This window comes from Vibrio sp. QJM3NY_35 (genome assembly GCF_057785915.1).
Genome location: NZ_CM173507.1, coordinates 1,907,397 through 1,929,324, shown reverse-complemented (window position 1 = coordinate 1,929,324; position 21,928 = coordinate 1,907,397). Strand labels below are relative to the sequence as shown.

Annotated in this window: 17 protein-coding genes; 10 read left to right on the top strand and 7 right to left on the bottom strand. The window is 43.2% G+C overall.

Annotation, left to right across the window (positions count from 1 at the left end):
* Nucleotides 1-221: 221 nt before the first annotated feature.
* From AC3CH3_RS08830 to AC3CH3_RS08820, 3 genes are all read right to left on the bottom strand, one after another.
* Complete coding sequence (locus AC3CH3_RS08830; RefSeq protein WP_488536986.1) at nucleotides 222-1,589, bottom strand: MATE family efflux transporter; 1,368 nt, start codon at nucleotides 1,587-1,589, stop codon at nucleotides 222-224.
* 148 nt (nucleotides 1,590-1,737) lie between these two features.
* Nucleotides 1,738-2,460, bottom strand: coding sequence for a FadR/GntR family transcriptional regulator (locus AC3CH3_RS08825; RefSeq protein ID WP_488536985.1), 723 nt, complete (start codon nucleotides 2,458-2,460; stop codon nucleotides 1,738-1,740).
* Between the two features lie 174 nt (nucleotides 2,461-2,634).
* Nucleotides 2,635-3,411 carry an SDR family NAD(P)-dependent oxidoreductase gene (locus tag AC3CH3_RS08820; protein ID WP_019820730.1) on the bottom strand — a complete coding sequence of 259 codons (777 nt, stop codon included), beginning with the start codon at nucleotides 3,409-3,411 and terminating at the stop codon, nucleotides 2,635-2,637.
* 342 nt (nucleotides 3,412-3,753) lie between these two features.
* Here AC3CH3_RS08820 and AC3CH3_RS08815 point away from each other — a divergent pair, with 342 nt between their 5' ends.
* From AC3CH3_RS08815 to AC3CH3_RS08805, 3 genes are all read left to right on the top strand, one after another.
* Nucleotides 3,754-4,473, top strand: a complete 720-nt coding sequence (locus AC3CH3_RS08815) for a FadR/GntR family transcriptional regulator (protein ID WP_019822229.1) — start codon at nucleotides 3,754-3,756, stop codon at nucleotides 4,471-4,473.
* Between the two features lie 245 nt (nucleotides 4,474-4,718).
* Complete coding sequence (locus AC3CH3_RS08810; RefSeq protein ID WP_017069961.1) at nucleotides 4,719-6,581, top strand: DUF294 nucleotidyltransferase-like domain-containing protein; 1,863 nt, start codon at nucleotides 4,719-4,721, stop codon at nucleotides 6,579-6,581.
* A complete protein-coding gene (locus AC3CH3_RS08805; RefSeq protein WP_019822233.1) occupies nucleotides 6,581-7,297 on the top strand; it encodes a 3'-5' exonuclease in 717 nt (238 codons plus the stop codon). Before AC3CH3_RS08810 ends, AC3CH3_RS08805 begins: the two co-directional genes overlap by 1 nt.
* A 134-nt stretch (nucleotides 7,298-7,431) precedes the next feature.
* On the opposite strand, the gene AC3CH3_RS08800 is transcribed toward AC3CH3_RS08805, so the two are convergent.
* Together AC3CH3_RS08800 and AC3CH3_RS08795 are read right to left on the bottom strand one after the other, a co-directional pair.
* Complete coding sequence (locus AC3CH3_RS08800) at nucleotides 7,432-8,157, bottom strand: oligogalacturonate-specific porin KdgM family protein (protein WP_019822235.1); 726 nt, start codon at nucleotides 8,155-8,157, stop codon at nucleotides 7,432-7,434.
* Nucleotides 8,158-9,200: 1,043 nt separating this feature from the next.
* Nucleotides 9,201-9,812, bottom strand: a complete 612-nt coding sequence (locus AC3CH3_RS08795; RefSeq protein ID WP_017061462.1) for a toxin-antitoxin system YwqK family antitoxin — start codon at nucleotides 9,810-9,812, stop codon at nucleotides 9,201-9,203.
* Between the two features lie 510 nt (nucleotides 9,813-10,322).
* Here AC3CH3_RS08795 and AC3CH3_RS08790 point away from each other — a divergent pair.
* Entirely contained in the window at nucleotides 10,323-12,095 is a 1,773-nt protein-coding gene (locus AC3CH3_RS08790; protein ID WP_488536984.1) for a sodium:solute symporter family transporter, read from the top strand.
* An 85-nt stretch (nucleotides 12,096-12,180) separates the two neighbouring features.
* Entirely contained in the window at nucleotides 12,181-13,797 is a 1,617-nt protein-coding gene (locus AC3CH3_RS08785; RefSeq protein ID WP_019822240.1) for a polysaccharide lyase 6 family protein, read from the top strand.
* Between the two features lie 206 nt (nucleotides 13,798-14,003).
* On the opposite strand, the gene AC3CH3_RS08780 is transcribed toward AC3CH3_RS08785, so the two are convergent.
* The gene (locus tag AC3CH3_RS08780; RefSeq protein ID WP_488536983.1) at nucleotides 14,004-14,516 is read right to left on the bottom strand and encodes a peptide-methionine (S)-S-oxide reductase; all 513 of its coding nucleotides are present in this window, start codon (nucleotides 14,514-14,516) and stop codon (nucleotides 14,004-14,006) included.
* 240 nt (nucleotides 14,517-14,756) lie between these two features.
* Here AC3CH3_RS08780 and AC3CH3_RS08775 point away from each other — a divergent pair, with 240 nt between their 5' ends.
* From AC3CH3_RS08775 to tnaA, 3 genes are all read left to right on the top strand, one after another.
* Nucleotides 14,757-15,869 (top strand): YcjF family protein, encoded by a 1,113-nt coding sequence (locus AC3CH3_RS08775; RefSeq protein WP_488536982.1) that lies wholly within the window; start codon nucleotides 14,757-14,759, stop codon nucleotides 15,867-15,869.
* Nucleotides 15,856-17,556: a GTPase family protein gene (locus AC3CH3_RS08770; protein ID WP_488536981.1), complete on the top strand. Its 1,701-nt coding sequence runs from the start codon at nucleotides 15,856-15,858 to the stop codon at nucleotides 17,554-17,556. Before AC3CH3_RS08775 ends, AC3CH3_RS08770 begins: the two co-directional genes overlap by 14 nt.
* A gap of 767 nt (nucleotides 17,557-18,323) precedes the next feature.
* Entirely contained in the window at nucleotides 18,324-19,796 is a 1,473-nt protein-coding gene (gene tnaA, locus AC3CH3_RS08765) for a tryptophanase (RefSeq protein ID WP_488536980.1), read from the top strand.
* A 121-nt stretch (nucleotides 19,797-19,917) separates the two neighbouring features.
* On the opposite strand, the gene AC3CH3_RS08760 is transcribed toward tnaA, so the two are convergent.
* Nucleotides 19,918-20,802, bottom strand: coding sequence for a LysR substrate-binding domain-containing protein (locus AC3CH3_RS08760; protein ID WP_488536979.1), 885 nt, complete (start codon nucleotides 20,800-20,802; stop codon nucleotides 19,918-19,920).
* A 272-nt stretch (nucleotides 20,803-21,074) separates the two neighbouring features.
* Here AC3CH3_RS08760 and AC3CH3_RS08755 point away from each other — a divergent pair, with 272 nt between their 5' ends.
* Both AC3CH3_RS08755 and AC3CH3_RS08750 read left to right on the top strand, forming a co-directional pair.
* Nucleotides 21,075-21,314, top strand: a complete 240-nt coding sequence (locus AC3CH3_RS08755) for a VPA0252 family protein (RefSeq protein WP_019822255.1) — start codon at nucleotides 21,075-21,077, stop codon at nucleotides 21,312-21,314.
* Between the two features lie 265 nt (nucleotides 21,315-21,579).
* A complete protein-coding gene (locus tag AC3CH3_RS08750) occupies nucleotides 21,580-21,897 on the top strand; it encodes a Dabb family protein (RefSeq protein ID WP_019822257.1) in 318 nt (105 codons plus the stop codon).
* Nucleotides 21,898-21,928 lie beyond the last annotated feature (31 nt).

The window sequence follows — 21,928 nt, the reverse complement described above, 5'->3', positions numbered from 1 at the left end:
CTAGCTAGATACAGGCCTTAAGGAATGTTTTTGAAGACCACTTAACCAAATGTTGAGTGGTCTTTTTGTTTTCTATGAGATTTAAGATGAGCCGGGTATCAGCGAGAGTGCAATGAAGCTTACCAATGAACGGTACAGCTGAAACAATACAACCTTGTCAAAAGACAAGGTTGTAATCAGAAAGCGTAGAAAGATTTTAGGACGGCAACTCGATATCGAGTTTAGTCATACATCAACTCTTTAGCTTTGTCGGCATCAAACTCTTTTAGAGACTTTCGAGCCAAGTGACGGAATGGGAAAGCTTTAACGACTTCTTCGAATGGTTGGATAGCAAAGGCCCAAAAGATAGAGCCATCTAAACCAAAGATGATCAATGCACACAGTGGAATTGAAATTACCCATTGACCAGTAAAGTTGATTTTGAAGACTGCGGTCGTTTTTCCTAGTGCTCTTAGTACATTCCCATGAACCGTGTTGTAGCCACGAACAATTGGCAAGAATATGTAGAGTGGGGCGATAACGGCCAATGCTTGATAGGTAGACTCATCCAAGCTCGGGTAAATGTCACCAATGACCAGACTTAATCCTGCGAATAAGAGTGCACAAACGAAAGAAATGACGACTGCAATATCGATACTGGTATCGACGTTTTTGACTAGGTCATCCATCTTTTTGGAGCCAATCGCTTGGCTGATAGTAATCGCGGAAGAGTGAGCCCAAGCGGTAATAAATTGAGAGACAGCCCTGATCCAAGGCATCACCAAAGTAATCGCTACGTAAGCGTTGATGTTAAGTTGCGAATACAACAATTGATATATCGTTGCGCCAATCAAAAGCATGGTCACGTTCGCTGCTACGGGGAATATTTCGATAAAGTGACGGCGAACGTTTGTAAAGAATTCAGATCGCTGAGCGTCTAATTTGAGTGAAATCGCTGAGCTTAAATACACGCACAAAACCAAATACAGCAAGCGGATCGTTATTGCGATAATGCTGCCTAGCGCAGCGCCTTGTACACCAATGCCGTCAAAATTAGAGAAACCATGAATCAGCACATATGAGAGTACAGCATTGATAGGCAGTTCAATTAAGTAACCTTTAAATGGGACTTTGGTTCTGCCTAGCGCATTAAATAAAGCAATGATCACTTGCGTCAATGCTGTGAAAATAACGATGTATTTCGAGATATCTAGATAGCGGCTGATTTCTGAATGAAGAGAAGCGTCGTCTGTTAATGCTTGAATCAAGGGTTGTTCGAAAAAAGTAAGTAGAAGCCAAAACAGCGTTGCGACGCCAAGGTTGATAAATAACCCTGCCCAAAATGCTTTAGACAATGACGCGGCGATGCCAGAGCCCACTGCACGGCTTAATACTAACTGAGTGCCATTTGCCAGCGCCATTTGAATTCCCAGTACAAATGCAACGATAGTCGTCGCAATCCCCATTGCAGCTAAAGGGATTTCACCAAGAGGAGAGACAAGCAGTGTGTCGATCATCAACATCGACTGCATTAAGATACCGTTTAAGGCGAGGGGCCAGGCGAGAGAAAAGTTTTTCCTTACGTACGATTGCGAAGACACAAACAACACCTTATGTGTATAACCGTAAGCTTTCTCTGAGGTGACGGAGTAGAGCGTTTAAAGAAGAAAACACTACGGTAGTTGATGGTTAAAAAATGGGTGCTAAAACAAGACTGACTTGTGTCTTTGAAACACAAGTCAGTTTGGTTAATCTCAGTTATGCGATGGCTAATTCAACCCTAGAGAGTTTTTGGTTCTCATCGTCTAGCAGGACTTGAGAAGCAATTCGAGCTTGCTTGGCATCGCCTGACATTATCGAGTCGTAAATCGCTTTGTGTTCTTCTAAACAGAAGCGACCGCCTTCAGCGGAGTGGTCGATAAACTGCTTGAAGATAGTCGACAGAATGTTCGCGAATGGAATGTAAAACTGATTACCTGTCGATAAGAAAATCGTTTGGTGAAACAGGTGATCGTTGGTCGTCCACTCTTCATAATCGAAGCTATTTGCTGCGATGGTCATCTTCTGGAAAAGAATCGAAAGCTCTTTGCGTTGCTCAACGGTTGCATTGGTTGCAGCGAGTGCACACGCTTCCGGGTCAATCGCTTTTCTTAAGCCTAAGAATTGAGACAAGAACGGTTTGGTATCTTCTAAATCTTGAATCCAGTACAGCAATTGCGGGTCCAAGAAGTGCCACTGTGTTCTCGGTTTGATACGAGTGCCCACTTTTGGCTTCGACTCGATTAAACCTTTCGCCGAAAGTAGCTTAGTTGATTCTCGAAGGGCAGTTCTGCTCACTCCAAAGATTTCGCACAGCTCCATTTCGCTGGGTAACTTTTGATTTTCTTCTAACTCGCCTGACAAGATCTTGCGAGCAATTTGTCTCGCCACTTGAACATGAATTCGGCGGCTTGAATCTTCCACCAATGTAAATATTGACATTTAAACCACCTGAAATTGAAACTTTGAAAACACTAAAAGCCAAACGAATCTGGCGTTTAGTGTCAGTGTATACGTCGAATTTAGTGTGAGGTTTTCCCTCATCTACTCGGGTCTTTTGACCCTATATAATGTGGCGAACTTAAATCGCTGAGTGAGCTTATATAAACCAGCTAACTAAGGTGTTATTTGTCCGCCATTAACATCTAGGATTTGACCTGTGATGTAACCGCTGCAGGCGTGCGATGCAAAGAAAGCAAATGAAGGAGCAACTTCATCAATATTGCCAAAGCGTCCCATTGGAATGTTGTTAGCAATGGTCGCTTTCAAATCGTCGCTTTTACCATCGTGAAATGCGGTATCGATAGTGCCCGGTGAAACAATGTTGAAACGGATATTGTCTTGTGCGAACTCTTTCACCCAATTGCGGTGAATGTCGTGTAACCAAGCTTTAGATGCGGCATAGATGCCAGCACCTACACCACCGCCTTCGCGAGCGGCAATAGAGCCCGTGCTAATCACACAAGATGTTTGCCCAGACTCAGCAGCAGAGGCGCGTAAGTGCGGGATAGAGAACTTAGTTGTCATCAGAGCAGAGCGAACGTTAAGGTTCATTACGCGCTCATAAAACTCATCATCGATATTTTCTAGATTGGCGCGACCACCAAGGCCACCGGCGTTGTTAATCAACGCGTCCATGCCACCAAAATGATCAGTGAACTCTTTGACTAACCTTTCGCACTCCAATGTGTTCATTAGGTTTGCAGGAAAAAATGCAACATCGCCACCCAGTGCAGTGAGTTCTGTTAGAACGTCATCCACTTTTGGGCTGAAAGCACGACTATTGATGCCAATCTTTGCACCATACTTTGCAAAAATACGTGCGGTAGCTAAGCCCATACCAGCAGTAGAGCCAGTAATTAGAATGCGTTTGCCTTTTAAATCGTTAAACATCAGAGTCGCCTATATTGTAGATTATTTGCGTCAATAAATCATACAATAACACTTGCTATATTCAAGGATGTTCATCTCAAAACCGATCATTAACGACATAAATAGTGAGAGTAAGAGTGGTTTTGTGAGTTCGCGCATACTCAAAAAGTGTAAATAAGAACTATTTGTATGAATAAATGGATTAAAGAGGTCTAATGTGTTGAATAGAGATAAGATGAGTGAAATATTGCTCTAGACTATATCAGGGTTGACCTCACGTTATTCTTATACTGAGTTGGTGCAGATATAAATCAGTGCTATAGTCCGAGTTAAATAATACATATCTAATCAGTAAGTAGACACATGGCTGGCTCTTTCAACTCTATTTCAGGCTCTAAGCGAAGCCTTCATGTGCAAGTTGCACGTGAAATCGCCCGTGGTATTTTGTCGGGCAATTTGCCTCAAGGTTCTATTATCCCTGGTGAGATGGCTCTGTGTGAGCAATTTGGTATCAGTAGAACAGCATTAAGAGAAGCGGTTAAGCTTCTGACTTCAAAAGGCCTATTAGAATCTCGTCCTAAGATTGGTACTCGTGTGGTTGACCGCGCATTCTGGAACTTCCTCGATCCACAATTGATCGAGTGGATGGATGGCCTAGCAGATACAGACCAGTTTTGTCACCAGTTCTTGGGTTTACGCCGTGCGATTGAACCAGAAGCGTGTGCTTTAGCTGCTCAGTTCGCGAGTGCAGAACAACGCATTGAGTTGTCTGGTATTTTCCAACAAATGGTAGAAATTTCTAGCGAAGAAACGCTTGATCAAGAGCGTTGGCTAGATATTGATATGAAGTTCCACAGCCTGATTTTCAACGCAACGGGCAACGACTTCTACCTGCCGTTTGGTAACATCTTAACGACCATGTTTGTTAACTTTATTTCTCACTCTTCTGAAGAGGGAAGTACGTGTATTAACGAACACCGCCAAATTTATGAAGCAATTATGGCAGGTAACAGTGACAAAGCGCGCCAAGCGTCTGCAAGTCACTTGTTGGAAACGAACCACAGATTACCCGTGGCTAGCTGATTGTTTTAAAAAGCTTTAGTTTTAACAAGACTTTGCTTTTAGAAAGATAATGATCTAAAAATCTTAGTTAAAACAAACTGACACCTAAAAAGCACGTTCAATACGTGCTTTTTTTGTATTTAAATTTGATGAAAACCTGACCGGTGTCCAATATTTAATCTATTATTTACCGTTTTATTAAAATCACTAGTAACTAGTATTTTAAGTTATATAATAATACTAATTAAATTATTGTGAGTGTGATTATGCCCCAGTCTCTACTGCCAAATATTCTTCAATTCATAGGTCAAATCGACCCATTCGATAAGATCCCTAAACAAGCACTTCGCGAACTTGCCTCTAACGTTCAAATTACTTATCTCGGTAAGGGAGATGTGGTTGATTTGTGTGAGTCGGGGAAGGAAAAATCGCTCTATATCATTCGAACGGGCTCTATGGAGCAACGAAAATCGGATGGTGTGCTTCGTGCTCGTCTAGGCAGTGAAGATTTGTTCGGCTTTACGTTCTTAGATTCTGAAGTCAACGATGAAAAAGGCTATAGAGCTGTCGCAATAGAAAACACCTTACTTTATGTGATTCCACACTCGGCACTTCAAACGCTTTTCAAAGCCTTTCCAAGTTGCGCAGAACACTTTGCTTCACAGGCGCAGGTTCGCTTGAAGTCGGCACTGGATGTGGTTTGGTCAAATAAAGAGAAAGGCCTATTCATTCGTAAAGTCGAAGAAGTAGCAAGCGGGCAGGTTGCGATTGTTAAGTCTGAGCAAACCATCCAGTCGGTTGCGGTTGAAATGCTTCATCAACGCTCACCTTGTGCCGTGATCTATGAAGGTGAAACCATTGTTGGTCTGATCACCGACCGAGACATGACTAAGCGAGTGATCGCCCACGGCGTGAGTACTGATAGTTTGATCTCTGAGGTAATGACGCACTCTCCACTTACTGTAAAACCGGATGATCTGGTGCTGCATGCGGCCTCTATCATGATGCAATTTAATATCCGGAACTTGCCCGTTGTGAAAGAGAATAAGGTCGTTGGTCTTCTTACTACGTCTCATTTGGTTCAAAACCACCGTGTTCAAGCGATATTCTTGATCGAGAAAATCAAATACGCGGGCAGCGTGAAAACCATGTCTTCGTTCACCTCAGAGCGACAAGCTATTTTTGAAGCGCTGGTGGAAGGTAAAGTGGCGCCTGAAACCGTCGGCAAGGTAATGACCATGATTATGGACGCCTACACCCGTCGATTGATTCAAATAGCGATTGATAAGTTAGGCCCACCACCGTGTGATTTCTCTTGGATCGTAGCCGGATCGCACGCACGTAATGAAGTGCACATGTTGTCGGACCAAGACAGCGCGATTGTTCTTGCTGACGATGCAACCGACAGTGACCGTATTTACTTCAAACACTTAGCGATGATGGTGACCAACGGCTTAGCAAGCTGTCATTACCCATTATGTCCAGGTAAATTCATGGCTGCGACGCCAAAATGGTGTCAGCCACTCAGTGTATGGAAGCACTACTACAAGAAGTGGGTGGCTAACCCAGAGTACGAACGCTTGCTTAATATCAGTGTGTTCCTAGAAATTCGTACTATCTACGGCAACAGTGAGTTCGAAGGTATTCTTCGCGATGAGTTACACAGCAATATTCGCGGTAACCGTGAGTTTTTAAGCACACTAGTGAAAGACGCGGTCAATACCAACCCGCCACTTGGCATCTTCAATAGCTTAGTGCTTGAGAAGTCAGGTGAGAATAAGAAAACGCTGAATGTGAAGAAGTACGCGATCAACTTGATTATCGACTTAGCGCGTATTTATGGTCTTGCTGTCGAGTGCGATTTGTCGGCGACAGACGAACGTTTCGCTGCTGCCAATGAAAAAGGCATGCTGAGCGACGATGCATTCAAGAACATTCTGGGTGCTTACCAGTTCATTCTCTCTTTCCGTTTTGGACATCAACTTGAAGCGTTGAAGAACGGGGATGTGCCTGACAACAACATCAACCCAGATAGCTTTGGTAGCTTTGAACGTAAACACTTGAAAGATGCCTTTAGGATCATTGCTGACCTTCAAGAAGCGGCGAAAATTCGTTTCGGAGCACGTTAATGAAATCGTTTTTAAATTACTTTCATCCGCTTGAGCGAATTAAACGTAAACGTAAGCAATATCTGGGAACGGTTAAGTTGCCAGAAGCGTTACATGATCTCGTAGATCAGCCTTGCCCTGAAATGACGGACTTGGCCAAAGACAGTGACTATATCGTGTTGGATCTTGAGACCACGGGTCTAGACAGCGAACAAGATCTGATTTTGTCCATGGGTTGGGTCGATGTGGTCAAGGGGCGAATAGACTTAGCGTCCGCCAAACATATTTATCTGAATAACGATTCGCAGATCAACGCTGAAACCGCCGTGATTAACCATATTACGCCGCAAATGTTGGAAGAGGGCGCGTCTATTCATGATGCGATGCTGACATTTTTCGAAGCAGCAAAAGGCAAGATCATTGTCGCGCACGCTTGTGTGGTCGAAGAGAAGTTCATTAGCCAATACCTTCTTCGCTGCTACGGTTTACGAGCGATTCCTCTGCTTTGGCTTGATACCTTGTGTATTGAGAAAAGCATGGAGAAAGCGATCAGCAATCATGAAGAAGTCGATTTAACTCTGGCAGGGACTCGCGAAAGGTACGGGCTTCCTGAGTACAACAGCCACAATGCATTAGCCGATGCCGTTTCGACAGCGGAATTGTTTTTGGCTCAGCAGAAGCGAGTTGTGCCTAACGATAATGTGACCGTTGCCTTTCTCTATCGGATTAGTCACTAGGAAAAAGAGCTGCAAGTGCGCGGCTCTTACTTTACTGATTTTAAAGGAAAAAAAGCCAGCGATTAAGCTGGCTTTTGTTTAGGTCTTAGAAAATTAGGACAGTAATTATCTTAGATTATTCATGTAGCTATCGATTAGAAGCTGTAAGTTAGACCAACACGGCTACGTAGTTCGCGAGTTGCTTTCTCTGCTGAAGTGCTCACATCACCAAACTCTACATATGGTGCCCATTGACCCATAATATGGCGAATGCTTGCGTTTAACTCGTAGTTAGTATCATCGTTGTCGTAGATATCGTAGCCATCAGCTTTGTAGTAGTTACCTTCAAAACCAAAGCGCCAGTTTTCCATTGAGTAGTTAACGTTTGCCGTTAGACGGTGACGGCGTTGGTTTTCAATGTTTTTCTCAATACCGACAATTTCATCATTATCGTCGACCTGGTACTCAGTTGCGCTAGTGTTCTGTCTCATATCGTAACGGTAACGAGCACTTAGGCTCAGGCCATCAACGCTATCCACTTTGTATGTTGCACGAACTTGAGGCTTGTATGTAACGCCAGATTCACGACCTTCAATTGGCATACCGTAAGTCATTGTCCAGTTATCGTTAAGTACATGACGGTAATTTAGACCAAGCTCCCAACCATTGTTCTTCAAATCTTCCATGAATTTACCGTCTTCTCCCTTGAATTTTGCTTCGATATCTACAAGGAAGTTGCCAATGCTATCGCCAAGCTTTACACGGGTAGCGTGTTGATCTGTATGACTTTTGTATTCGTGTCTTACATCGAAAGACGCCGCCGATACAGAGCCAGCAGTTAATACAGATGCCACAGCAATCACGATTTTAGTTTTATTCATGGTATTAGTTCCATATTTATAGGTTTAATAATGGCTTTAGTCTCAAGCCAAATAGAGTAGTTCTAGCTTTCATTGCATCCAGTGATTGAGGTTATTAAGTTTTTCCTCAACTCTAGATTTGCATTTAAATAATACAAATACACTAACAATCCGAGGCGTGATGATCTGTGAATTAGATCGTGTTGTTAGGACAAAACCACTATTTACAAAGGGTTACAAAGTTGAATTGAGCTGATAAGTTTATGATTTTTAATATTTTATTTGCCTGTTGATAATGATTTTGAAGAGTTTTGTTCGTCAATAAATGTGCGCTACAGCAAAAAATTGAATCTTTAGATGTTATTTTTATTTGTAATACATTATTATTTACTAACTTTCTGTAGCAACACATAACTTTGCTGTGTTGATTGCATGAACTGACGGTGTGAAGCCGAATAAGTAAGAATGGTCTTGAAGCTAAATGGATTAAATCCAATCGCTTTAAGAACATAAGGCATTTACTTGAGGTGATTTAAAGCTCAATCAGAGAAGGTTTGAAATGTAGTAGGCAAGGCAGTGACATAGCCTGCTATATGAGTACGAACTTGATAGGAATGAACAGGGTTCGAATAGTTACCCGTTGTTCTCATCAGCGACAAAGAAGAAATCGTTGAAGTGCTTGCGAAAGCATTTTGATTATTGCTCCCAACTATTCTAATTATAACTTCTGCTTTCATCTAGAAAGGTAGGAGATGGTAGTCGAAGAGCTACCCTTGCGCTCATGTTGATACAGGCAACATGAGCGTTTTTTTTATTTGCAATTTGAGTAGAGAGTCGTTTGAGGCTCAATAAGCGTGTAAACCGCGGCTTAAGAATAGGCTTTTAGGTTGATGACAGCACGCTCAAGTGAGTCTGTTACAGCATCAAAGCCACGAACATTCACGCTTGGTCACATGAATGTTCGTTTCTCTTCTCTTGTTGCTTAGTTTCAGATGCGTAGCTGCTGACTTTAACAGCAGGCGTTTAGCCATATCAAAGAGCTCTGTGAGAGCCGTTCTTGATGCTTAGCTTTCTGTAGGCATCCACACCTGTTTAGAGGTGACTTTGTGGTCTTTAAAGGTCAGTTCTTCAACCTTGTCACCGTTAGTATTCCAGCGAGTAAGTTTTCCGTTCGCGACTTCACCTTCATCAAACTTCGCTTGGCTGGCCTTATTACCGTTCGGGTAGTAGTCCGTTACCAATCCATCTTTTTGTCCGTCGCTGTATTCAGCTGTCAGGCTTTGTTCCCCATTGGGATACCAGCGAGAGGCGGTGCCTGATAGTTCATTGTCTTTATAATTGAGTTCTGCTTTTTTCTGTCCGTTTGGATACCAGGTTTCAGCTTTGCCTTGCAGTTCACCTTTTACGTAATTCACTTTAGAAGCGACTTGGCCATTCGGATACCAGTTAGTTTCTAGCCCAAGTTCTAAGCCATCGGCAAACTGAGCTTGGGTCGCGACTTGGCCGTTATCGAACTTCTCTTCAAATTGACCAGTGAAAGGTTTTGAATGGTTTACTTGGTAAGCCACGCCTTTACGCATCTGTAAGTAGTCAACAGCATCTTCACGTGGTGTTGCTGCATAGCTCATAGAAGATACCGTACTAAGAGCAATTAAGATTGGAACGTATTTCTTCATAATGACACCTTTTTATTGGACGGGGAAAGTGTAACGGGTGTGTTAAAAGCATTTCACTTCCGTGTATCCCTGTCAGTATCTAATAGTGGTTTTCAAGTTTTCATTATTGGCTACCTAATATAGGGAACTTTTAAAAGCAAATCCCCAATCTTATTTGTACTACAAATAAGATTGGTTTGATTTATTTTTATAAATTATATTTAACGATATTTTTACTGTTCTTCTTTGAGCTTTGATCGTGACGAATAATAGTTTTTAACGATGACTCTTCGATTTTTAGAGACTTTGTTCATGTCTTTCGGGGTTTTGGTCGAAATTTAGTGCGGATAACTGCACTGACTTGAGGAATTGCGCTCCTAGGTGGTGCAACTTTGAACTCGATCACTTGTATGATTAATTAAGTGTCAGACTGTAAGATCATTGTCACGCATTTAGATTATTGTAGTACAAATATACTTGCCATCTATCTATAGTGACCTCAACAAAAAAACATAAATAAAAGGTCTAACGATGGAACTCAATACCCTGATAGTTGGCATCTACTTCCTATTCTTAATTGCGATAGGATGGATGTTCCGAACGTTTACAAGTACGACAAGTGATTACTTCCGTGGGGGAGGTAATATGCTGTGGTGGATGGTAGGTGCAACCGCATTTATGACCCAGTTCAGTGCTTGGACATTTACTGGTGCAGCAGGTAAAGCCTTTACCGATGGTTTTGCCGTGGCGATTATCTTCATCGCGAACGCATTCGGTTACCTAATGAACTATCTTTACTTCGCTCCGAAGTTCCGCCAACTGCGCGTTGTGACGGTAATTGAAGCGATTCGTATGCGTTTCGGTAAGGTGAATGAGCAAGTATTTACTTGGTCTGGCATGCCAAACAGCGTTATCTCTGCAGGTATCTGGTTGAACGGTCTTGCGATCATCGCATCAGGTATCTTCGGCTTTGATATGACAACGACGATTGTCCTAACGGGTCTGGTTGTACTAGTAATGTCAGTAACAGGTGGCTCTTGGGCGGTAATCGCATCTGACTTTATGCAGATGGTTATCATCATGGCGGTAACGGTGACGTGTGCTGTGGTTGCGATTTACCACGGTGGCGGCGTTACGCAGATCGTTAATGACTTCCCAACAGATTCATTCATTACGGGTGATAACCTGAACTACATGAGCATCTTCAGCATCTGGGCTGTGTTCATCTTCTTAAAGCAGTTCAGCATCACCAACAACATGCTTAACTCTTACCGCTACCTTGCTGCGAAAGATTCAAATAACGCACGTAAAGCAGCTCTACTTGCTTGTGTACTAATGACGCTTGGTCCAATCATCTGGTTCATGCCTTCTTGGTTCATGGCAGGTCAAGGTGTTGATTTAGCAGCAGCTTACCCTGACGCTGGCAGCAAAGCCGCTGACTTCGCTTACCTTTACTTCGTTCAAGAATACATGCCTGCAGGTATGGTTGGTCTTTTGATTGCCGCTATGTTCGCAGCAACTATGTCTTCAATGGACTCAGGTCTAAACCGTAACTCAGGTATCTTCGTTAAGAACTTCTACGAGCCGATTCTTCGTCCTAAAGCGACAGAGAAAGAGCTAATGGTTGTTTCTAAACTAACGTCTACCTTCTTCGGTATCGCGATCATCTTGGTTGCTCTGTTCATCAACTCTCTTAAAGGTCTGAGCCTTTTCGACACCATGATGTACGTGGGCGCATTGATCGGCTTCCCAATGACCATTCCAGCATTCTGTGGCTTCTTCATCCGTAAAACACCGGATTGGGCAGGCTGGGGCACGCTAGTTGTAGGTGGTGTGGTTTCTTACTTCGTTGGTTTCGTTATCACGGCTGACATGATCCAAAACTGGTTCGGCTTGAATGAACTGACAGGCCGTGAGTGGGCTGACCTGAAAGTGGCTATCGGCCTTATTGGTCATATCGTATTTACTGCTGGCTTCTTCGTACTATCTACTCTGTTCTACAAGCCTCTTTCTGAGCACCGTGAGAAAGACGTAGACAAGTTCTTCAACAACCTAGCGACACCATTGGTTGCTGAAAGTAACGAGCAGAAGAAACTGGATAACAAGCAACGTCGTATGTTGGGTTCACTTATCGCAGTTGCGGGTGTGGGCGTAATGACAATGTTCGTACTGCCTAACCCAATGTGGGGACGCATGGTGTTCGTTCTATGTGGCTTGATTGTATTCTCCGTCGGTCTGTTACTTGTTAAAGCAGTCGATGACAAAGTCGAGCAACAAGACGAAGTGACTCCAGCCGAAGGCTAATTTAATACGCATCCTAAATAACATCACGGCCACCTGAACGGGTGGTCGTCATTTTTATAATCCAATATTTAACGTGAGATGTACGATGAACAAAAAACTATTATCGGTAAGCATTATTAGCGCGTTCACGCTTGCTTTTGCAACTGGGTGTACAACACAAGAAAAAACAGCACCTGTAGTCAGTGTCGCTAAACAAGCTGCGCCAGCTATTAGCGAAATCGACCGTAGTTACCTATTGAGCAGTGACCGCTTAACTGAGGTAGATGGCGACACTTTAGCCGTTGCTTCAGAAGAACAAGTGGCTGCGCTTAAAGCACAATTTGAAAACCTAAAAGATGGCGACGAAGTGGTGATTCCTGCCGGTAAATACGCGAACTTAGGTCAAGTGACGATCACGGCGAATGATATCACTATCAAGGCAGAGCAAGCAGGTTCTGCGTGGATCACGGGCTTGATTCAGTTTGAACTGAAAGGCGATGACATCACGCTTGATGGCTTGGTATTTACTGAAGGCGGCCCTAACGAACGCTTTGGTGCAGTTCGTATGATGGGTAATGGCAATACGCTTCAAAACTCAACATTCTACTACTTCAACCACGATTACACGTACGAGCCAGACGAGCGTCGTTCTGAGTATCCAAAGTACCTTTGGGTTTCTCTATGGGGTAAAGATGGCAAAGTCATCAACAACCGTTTCGAAGGTAAGCAAAAACGCGGCACTTTGATTGGTGTACAAAAAGATGACACAGCTGACAACCACCTGATCGCAAATAACATCTTCATGGATCAAAAGCCTAACCAGTTCAACGAATTCGACATCAAAGAAGCGATTCGTTACAACGGCAACAGCTGGGAAGCGATCCGTATTGGTGATTCTAAAGCTTCACAGTGGGATTCAAGTTCTAAGTTCGTGAACAACCTAATGATCGATATGGATGGTGAGCGTGAGCTTATCTCGATTAAGTCGGGCGACAACACGATCTCAGGCAATACGATTTTCCAAAGCACGGCGCTTATTTCACTGCGTCACGGAAAAGGCAACACGGTTGAGAACAACATGATTCTTGGTAATGGAAAGCGTCTAACGGGCGGCGTCCGTATCTACGATGAAGACCATGTGATCCGCAATAACTACATTGCAAACACTCGAGGCCGCGATGGCTTGATTGAAGGCAACGCTGACCTACGTGGCGGCATTGTTATCAACACAGGCATCATCGACGTAGCGAATGGTGAGCAGTTAGATCAATCGGTGAAAGGCAAAGAGCTGAACAAGCAGTGGACACCGAAAAACATCACCATCGAGAACAACTCTCTAGTCGATACTGAGTGGGGCATTGTTTACGGCAACCAAAGCCACCGTGTAAGTTTGTTTGACAACGCAGAAGTGGAAGGCATTTATGCGGGCGTTGATGTGGCGTTTAAACACAACGTGGTTGATAACTCGCAGTCACCTGAGTTTGTAAGTGTACGTGCAACGCAAGACTTCCCATTAGTTGGCGCAACCTACACAGACGAAACTTACGTAGGTCAAGTAACGGATTCTGAACTGATCGAAGGCTACTCGATTGAGCTGCCAAAAGTTGTTGTAGAAAACGGTATTAACGCTTACCAAGGTGAAGGCGCAGACGTGTCTAAACTTGCGGTCGTGACGGCTGAAACAGCGGGTCCGGACTACGTACTTGAGAATACGACTAAGTAATTTATTAGTTAATGGCTAATGGCTAATGGCTAAAGGTCAATGGTTTAATGGTTTAATGGTTTAATGGTTTAATGGTTTAATGGTTTGAGCTATCAAATCAATTCACGATAGCAGTCCTGACCATAACACTTAAAAAGCCTCAACAGATAATGTCTGTTGAGGCTTTATCGATCTTAGGCCGTGACCATCTCAATCTTACGTCGAGACTACTGTGATCTATACTTATGCAGCAGTTCCCAAGGGATATGACATAAGTGGTGATCTTCAGGGAAGTGACTTAAGTGATGCTGGTGGATGTCATCGCTGGCAACATAATTGGTCAATGGCAACACCTCAACAGCGATACGGTCGGCATCATCTCTTGAAGAAATATAGTGCTTAGCTTCGGTTAAGTGTTCTGCATTAATGCTGTACACGCCTGTGCGGTATTTCTCTCCGACATCAACACCTTGTTTATTGACGCTGTAAGGGTCGATAATCTCAAACAAGTGTTCCATCAAAATCGTTACTGACGTGATGCTTGGATCAAATTCAATTTGTACGCACTCCGCGTAGCCATTGTAATCGCTTTGTATGCCGTCGCTTTGAGCCGTCTTGTTTTCTGTTGGCTGGGCGCTTCCATTTGCACGGCCGGCTTCTGTGCTGATAACACCAGGAACGTACTTAATAAATTCTTGTACACCCCACAAGCAACCGCCAGCTAAATAAATTTGTTCCATACTTCTCTTTGAGCTCTCTGTGTTTGTTAATGTTCGTTCGATGCGTGAATCAATACGATGATACCCGCACGTATCAAAAAGCGTCTATCAAAAATGAGCGCGCAAATAAAAACAAGCGTTTAGGCATTGTAAACCTGTGCGACTGAACAAACATAAGTTTAATATGATTTGTGATTATATAAGTCAGTATTGCTTTGTCATCAACTCGAATCTCAACATCAAGTGAGCGTTACTCTAAACATGTTTGATCAAATAAAAGACTTCATTAATCCGAGCAAGAACCCAGACTTGACTCAGGCTCATGAATATCAGCGTAAGCATCTACCGACCTTATGGTTGTTGGGTAAAACGGGCGCAGGCAAGTCATCGTTTATTCAAGCGGTCACGGGTGACTCTTCTGTTGAAGTCGGCAATGGATTTGCGCCATGTACCATGACGGCGATGTCGTATGAGTTTCCGCAAGACAAACCGGTGATGCGCTTTCTTGATACTAGAGGTTTAAGTGAAGCGAATTACGATGCGAAAGAAGACCTAGAAGAGATTGGTCAGGCTGGTAATGCGTTAGTCGTGGTGATGAAAGCAGATGAACCTGAACAATCCTCGGTAATTGCTGCTCTGAAACAGATTAAGAAGCAAAAGAAAATTAAGCATTTGCTGCTTGTTCATACGGCGGTGTTGTCTTCCAGTGAAACCGACCGAGCAAGACAAATTCAGTTCAATTCTAATCAAGTAGAAACGGTTTGGGGTAAGAGCTTTGAATCCGTCGCGGTGGATTTTGAAACGGATGATTTGAGCAATAACAGTGGTTCAATATATAACTATGACGTTTTGTTAGAAAAGCTGACCAGTATTCTTCCTGTTATTGGAATGATGGTGCAAGACAAAGAGCATTCCACACAGGAAGAAGCCAACTTTGATCAAGTAGAAAACGAAGTGCTTTGGTATGCAGGAAGTGCCGCAGCGAGCGATCTGATTCCGGGTGTTGGCTTGGTGTCTGTGCCTGCCATTCAAGCGAAGATGCTTCACAGTTTGGCAAACCAGTATGGGGTTGAATGGAACAAGAGAGTCTTTAGCGAGTTGATAGGCACTTTGGGAAGCAGCTTTGCGTTGCAATACGGAATGAAATTGGGCACTCGACAGTTGATAAAGCTGATTCCGGTTTATGGTCAAACGGTAGGGGCGGTGGCTGCAGCGGCAATGAGTTTCGGCACCTCTTATGGTTTAGGTCGCGCGGCTTGTTTTTACTTCTATCATAAGAACAAAGGTGAAGAAGTGTCTGAACAAGAGATGCAGAAAATCTACAAAGAATCCCTGAAAAAAGGAAAGGCGGCGTCGGGCTATGAAGAAAATTAGAAACCTATTTCGATTACTGGCGGTGTTATCGAACGGCCGTTGGGGCATTGCCCTGATTTCGGCCATCTTCCCAAGCATTATCATGATGGGCTTTGGTGTGTTCTTGGCGGTCAAATACGGTTACCTACTCGAAATGTCGATTGCCATTGCCGTGAGTACCTTGGTATTCACCATTCCCTTGTTCATTTCTAGTCGTTCTTCACGCGATTATTCAAGCCGCTCTTCACGCCGATCGTCAAGTACGGAGCCCTTCTCAAATAAAGAGAGCGACGGCCTTGGCGAAGATGCTTCTGAATCTGAATCACAACATAACAAAGCTGATATCAACGATGCATTGGTTAAGGCTTCGACTGATTGGTCTCAAAAAGAACTGTCGATCTGGAATGATTCAAAACACCATGTACGCCAACAATTAATGGTCGACATAGAGTGGGGCAACCTAGACCAAACCGGTTTAGAGGTACTTGAGTTTGTGGCGAAAAAGTTTGATAAGAAATCGCTCGATTTCTCGATTCCTGAAGGGCTAAAGCTGTTCGAAGAGGTAAGCCGACGCTACAAATTGGTAGTGCGAGAGCATATACCGGGCATTGAGTATCTCAAGGTTTCTTACATTAAGGCGGGCTACGCAGCCTATGATAAATATGGTGAGCTAGGGCAGAAGATCGTTAAGGCCGCTATTTGGGGGAACCACCTCAAAAACCTCTATTTGAACCCGCTAAAAGTTGTTTCTGATTTAGGTAGAGAGCAAGCGACATCTTCAATGACAAGAGGTGTGGTTGATGACATGCAATACGCCGCTAAACAAGCCTTATTAGATGAAGTTGCGGCGGTGGCGATTGATCTCTATAGCGGACGTTTCAGCATTGAAGATGAAGCACTTAAAGCGTCCGATGTTTCTGAACTCGACGAACAACGCTTTGCTCCTGAATTAGAGCCCGTACGAATTGTGCTGGTGGGGCAAACAAGCTCGGGTAAATCCTCACTGACTAATGCCCTTAAGCAAGAGTTGGTTGCAGAAGTGGATGTGCTGCCATCAACCGACACTTCAACGGTGTACAACGCGTTTGTTGACGACAATGATGTTCGCGTTGTTGATCTTCAAGGGCTTGATGGCAATGCCAAAACCGAAGCTCTGATGCTTAAAGAGATGACCCAAGCCGATGTTGTACTTTGGGTTCTTAAGGCCAATCAATCGGCTCGTGAACTGGATAAGCAATTGAAGGGCAAGTTTGATGCTTTCTATGACGATCCTAAAAACATCTCACGCAAGAAGCCAATCGTTGTTTCGGTTGTGAATCAGGTCGACCGATTAAAGCCTGTTGATGAGTGGCAGCCTCCGTATGACTTAGAGAACCCAACATCGGCCAAAGCAAAGATCATTGCTCAAGCACTCGAATACAACCATATATTGCTGCAGTCTGATATCGTGTTGCCGCTCGCTATTGCACCAGAAAAGACGATTTTTGGTTTAGAAGCACTCAAGCAGATGCTAATCGAAGGCATAGCTGATGCTAATAATGTGCAAAGAAACCGCCAACGTTTAGAAGCCATGAAAAGAGGGACGTCGGTTAAAGGCCAACTGAACAAAGTAGTGAAGGCCGGTAAGAAGGTAGCACCAAGTGCACTGAAGGCAGCGACACCAAAACTGGCTGAAATGGCCATCAAGCAAGTTGTGAAGAAAAAGTAAGTCATTCACTGCGAATACGGTTCTGGTGGGGCTTGAGGCTCATCAGAACTTAGTTATTCTAGATCGGCGAGTTTTAGTACTTGGCTTTATTAGATGAGAGCTTTTTAGAAAACAGCCATCTTCGCCCCTTATTAGATAAGTATTGAGTTTAAAAGAGATTCGATATTATTAAGTAACTCAACGAACTAGTTTAATAGTATATAAACTGATGGGATTCACAGTTTATATGACACGCTATGGTATTTAATTGCCATTCTAAATATTGATCACATTTATACTTTCTTTCGCTGTATTTATAAAACAATTACACTATATTTAAATTTCGGATCACTTTGATTTCAACGTAGGGATATATTGTGAACATGTATCTGAAATGGCAATCAACAACATGGCTAACCTTGTTAGCTTGGTATACTTTAGATCATCAGCTCTCGTTCCACCTTTCTTCAGAGTAGTACCCTCTAGGCGTCACGCGCCAGCAGAGCCTTGAGCTTTGCCCAATCCTGTTAATTTTGTCTTTAAGAAATGTCGTAACTCATGCGTTCGATTTTTGTGTTTTGGTGCATGCAGTTCTTATCTCCTAGTCATTATTAATTGGAACCTAATCAATACGTTATTGATTAAATAAATTATTTCTAGCTATTAATTTTTCATCGTAATTATCACGAGAGTGATCGTGCGTTAAATTAATGGTGATGACTCGTGACATTTAAAAATAATGAATTTGGCTTTTCCCGTTTAGGCTGAATTTGTTGAAAGGTACTATTATGGAAAACTTCAAGCATCTACCAGAACCGTTTCGTATTCGCGTTGTAGAACCAGTAAAAAGAACAACCTCTGCATATCGTGAGCAAGCCATTGTTGACGCGGGCATGAACCCATTCTTACTGGATAGTGATGATGTGTTTATCGACTTACTGACCGACAGTGGTACAGGTTCTATCACCCAACGCATGCAAGCTGCGATGCTAATGGGTGATGAAGCTTACAGTGGTAGCCGAAGTTACTATGCGTTGGCGAATGCAGTGAAAGATATTTTTGGTTACCAACTGACGATTCCAACACACCAAGGGCGTGGAGCCGAGCAGATCTACATTCCTGTTCTTATCAAGAAGCGTGAAATGGAAAAGGGATTGGATCGCAGCAAAATGGTCGCCCTGTCTAACTACTTCTTCGATACAACACAAGGCCACACACAAGTGAACTGTTGTGTAGCGAAAAACGTCTACACCAAAGAAGCGTTCGATACTTCAGTGAATGCCGACTTTAAAGGCAACTTCGACGTTGTGAAACTGGAAGAAGCGATCTTAGAAGCGGGCGCTGCCAACGTTCCTTACATCGTGAGTACCATTACCTGTAACTCGGCTGGTGGACAGCCGGTATCAATCGCGAACTTGAAAGCTGTGTATGACGTGGCTCAGAAGTACGATATTCCAGTGATTATGGATTCTGCTCGCTACGCTGAAAATGCCTTCTTCATTCAACAGCGCGAAGCGGGTTATCAAGATTGGACAATCGAGCAAATCACGCGTGAGTCTTACAAATACGCGGATGGTTTAGCTATGTCTGCAAAGAAAGATGCGATGGTGCAAATGGGTGGCTTGTTGTGCTTCAAAGACGATTCTTTCATGGATGTGTACACAGAGTGTCGAACACTGTGTGTAGTTCAAGAGGGCTTCCCAACCTATGGTGGCTTAGAAGGTGGCGCGATGGAGCGTCTTGCGGTTGGCCTTTATGACGGTATGCGTCAAGATTGGTTGGAGTACCGCATTGGCCAGGTTCAATATCTCGTTAATGGACTAGAAGCAATGGGTATCGTGTGCCAGCAAGCAGGTGGACATGCTGCGTTTGTGGATGCAGGTAAACTGCTTCCTCATATTCCGGCAGGTCAGTTCCCAGCGCATGCTTTAGCGTGTGAACTTTACAAGGTTGCAGGTATCAGAGCGGTTGAGATTGGTTCATTGCTGCAAGGCCGCGACCCAGCAACAGGTGAACAGCATTCATGCCCTGCGGAGCTATTGCGTCTTACTATTCCAAGAGCGACGTACACACAAACCCACATGGATTTCATTATCGAAGCATTCGAAAAAGTGAAAGAGAACGCAGGGAAAGTAAAAGGGCTCGACTTTACCTATGAACCGCCTGTGTTAAGACACTTTACAGCGCGCTTGAAAGAGGTAGAAACCGTTGAAAAACATACAGGAAAAAAGAATGAACAAACGCTCGAAGAAGCATTTTAAAATAAAAACATAAGCGAATAGTCACTAGAAACATAATCAAAGGCTCCCCCGGGAGCCTTTTCTTTTGCGGAAGTCTGGAAGTGAAATCGTGGACGGTTGAGCATGAGCAGATTGATTGAGGCTACGCTTGTTTGTTTTTCAGGGTCGACTTCAACATTTGGAATAACCACTGGTTCAATGGAGCATCTTTCTGAGAACGACGGCAACTCATCACATAACTCACATCAATCGTGAGATTTTCTGGTAAATCAATGCTGCGACACCCTTCTGGCACACTGCCATCTAGGGTGATTCCAAAATAATCGGACTTCAGCACAATATCGTGGATCATTGCGGGGTGATCGGCTTCCACTTTTGGATCGACATGAAATCCGATATTTCGAAGGCGATCGAGAATAGGGTATTTATTGTCATTCCAGCCCGGGGTTTTAAATAAGATGATTGGATAGTTGACGAGCGATTTAAAGCTTTGTGCTTTATGATCTTCTCTCACAAAGAATACGACTTTTCCTTTTCCAATCTCTTTCTGTGAAATGGACTGCGGCAGGCTTTCATCAAAGTAGTGAACGGCTATTGCGTCTTCACCCTCGATGATTCTGTTTTTTACATTAGTGCTCCATCTCTCCAGTGAGAAGTGAACATGCGGGGCTCCTTTACTCAGAGTGAGGTAAAGCTTAGAACCAAAGCGCTCCCAAAAAAGTGTATTGGCGTAGATTTTTACATCTCCCTGATAAGATACAGGGCAGAACTCTTGATGCTTTATCGCCTCGACACTGCTTAGTATCTGCTCAAAATTATCAATATTGTTTTCAATAAATGTCGTTGGTTCGAACCCATGCTTGGTTTGAATGAACAGTGGGTCGTCCAGTTGTACTCTCAATTTCGAAAGGTTCTTACTGATCGCCCCTGGGGTTTTTCCTAGCGATTCTGCAACTAAGCCAACATTACGAAGCTCATACATACGTTTGATGACCAAGATATTCTGAATATCGAGATTGAAGTCCACAAGCACTCCGAATTGCTTAGATGATAACGATGCTGATCTTTGGCGCAGTGAAAGCCTAAAGATCATCTGACTCTAATATCATAATCATCACTGCCAGTTTTTAAGACAGCACAACGTCAAGATGTGAACTATTTCTTTGATTTATCAACGAGTTTCCATTTAGTAAATATTGGTTTTCCTCGAAAAGCTGATATTCGGTTGTTAAAGTTATTTCAACAAAGAAACACAACAACCAAACAAATATAATATTAAAAAATCATAAGAGGTGATGTATGAAAAAGTTAATCGCACTAGGCTTGATGGCTATCTCAATGAATACTGCTTTTGCTGCTGATGGAACTTATACAGGAACCATCGATATGACAAGAAGCGAGGGTAATCAAGTAAAGGCTGAGCGTGTTGAATCTGACTTAACACTGGAAGGAAGAAATGAAGCGTCTAACGGCGGAATCCAATTCCAAAAGAACGTAGATAAAGACCAAACGATCCAGTTGAATGGCCGTCGAGATTAATGTATTAACCTTACTATCATTGTCATAAGAAATGCTGCGCCCTCGGGTGCAGCATTTTTTGTTTTGGGATTTGGAGTGTTTTATAAAACCTAGTGATCTAGCCTTGGCATGTTGTGTAACGTGTGGCATTTTGTTCTCTAACTCTAACTCTAACTCTAACTCTAACTCTAACTCTAACTCTAACTCTAACTCTAGATCTAGATCGCTATTAGGTGTTGGTTAAGCATTACAAGCCAGTAAGCGAACGATTCGAAAAGGACAAGGAATGACTCAAAAAGAAACGGGAATGATTCGTCATATTCTACTGATTAAGTTTAAAGAAAACGCAGAGGCTTCAGAGGTTCAAAAACTAAAGATGCTGTTTGAAGCGATGCCAAACAAGGTTGACGGGGTAACTTCAGTAGAGTGGGGGTTAAATGATAGCCCAGAAAACAAGAACCAAGGTTATACCCATTCCGTTTTAATGACGTTCGCAGATGAAGCGGGGCGTCAAAACTATCTTCCGCACCCAGAGCATGATGCGCTGAAAGATGTATTTCGTCCTTTGTTAGATGACATCATCGTGTTCGATTACTCCCTGTAATTAGCTTCTCAGTATGTCTCTTATGATTTAC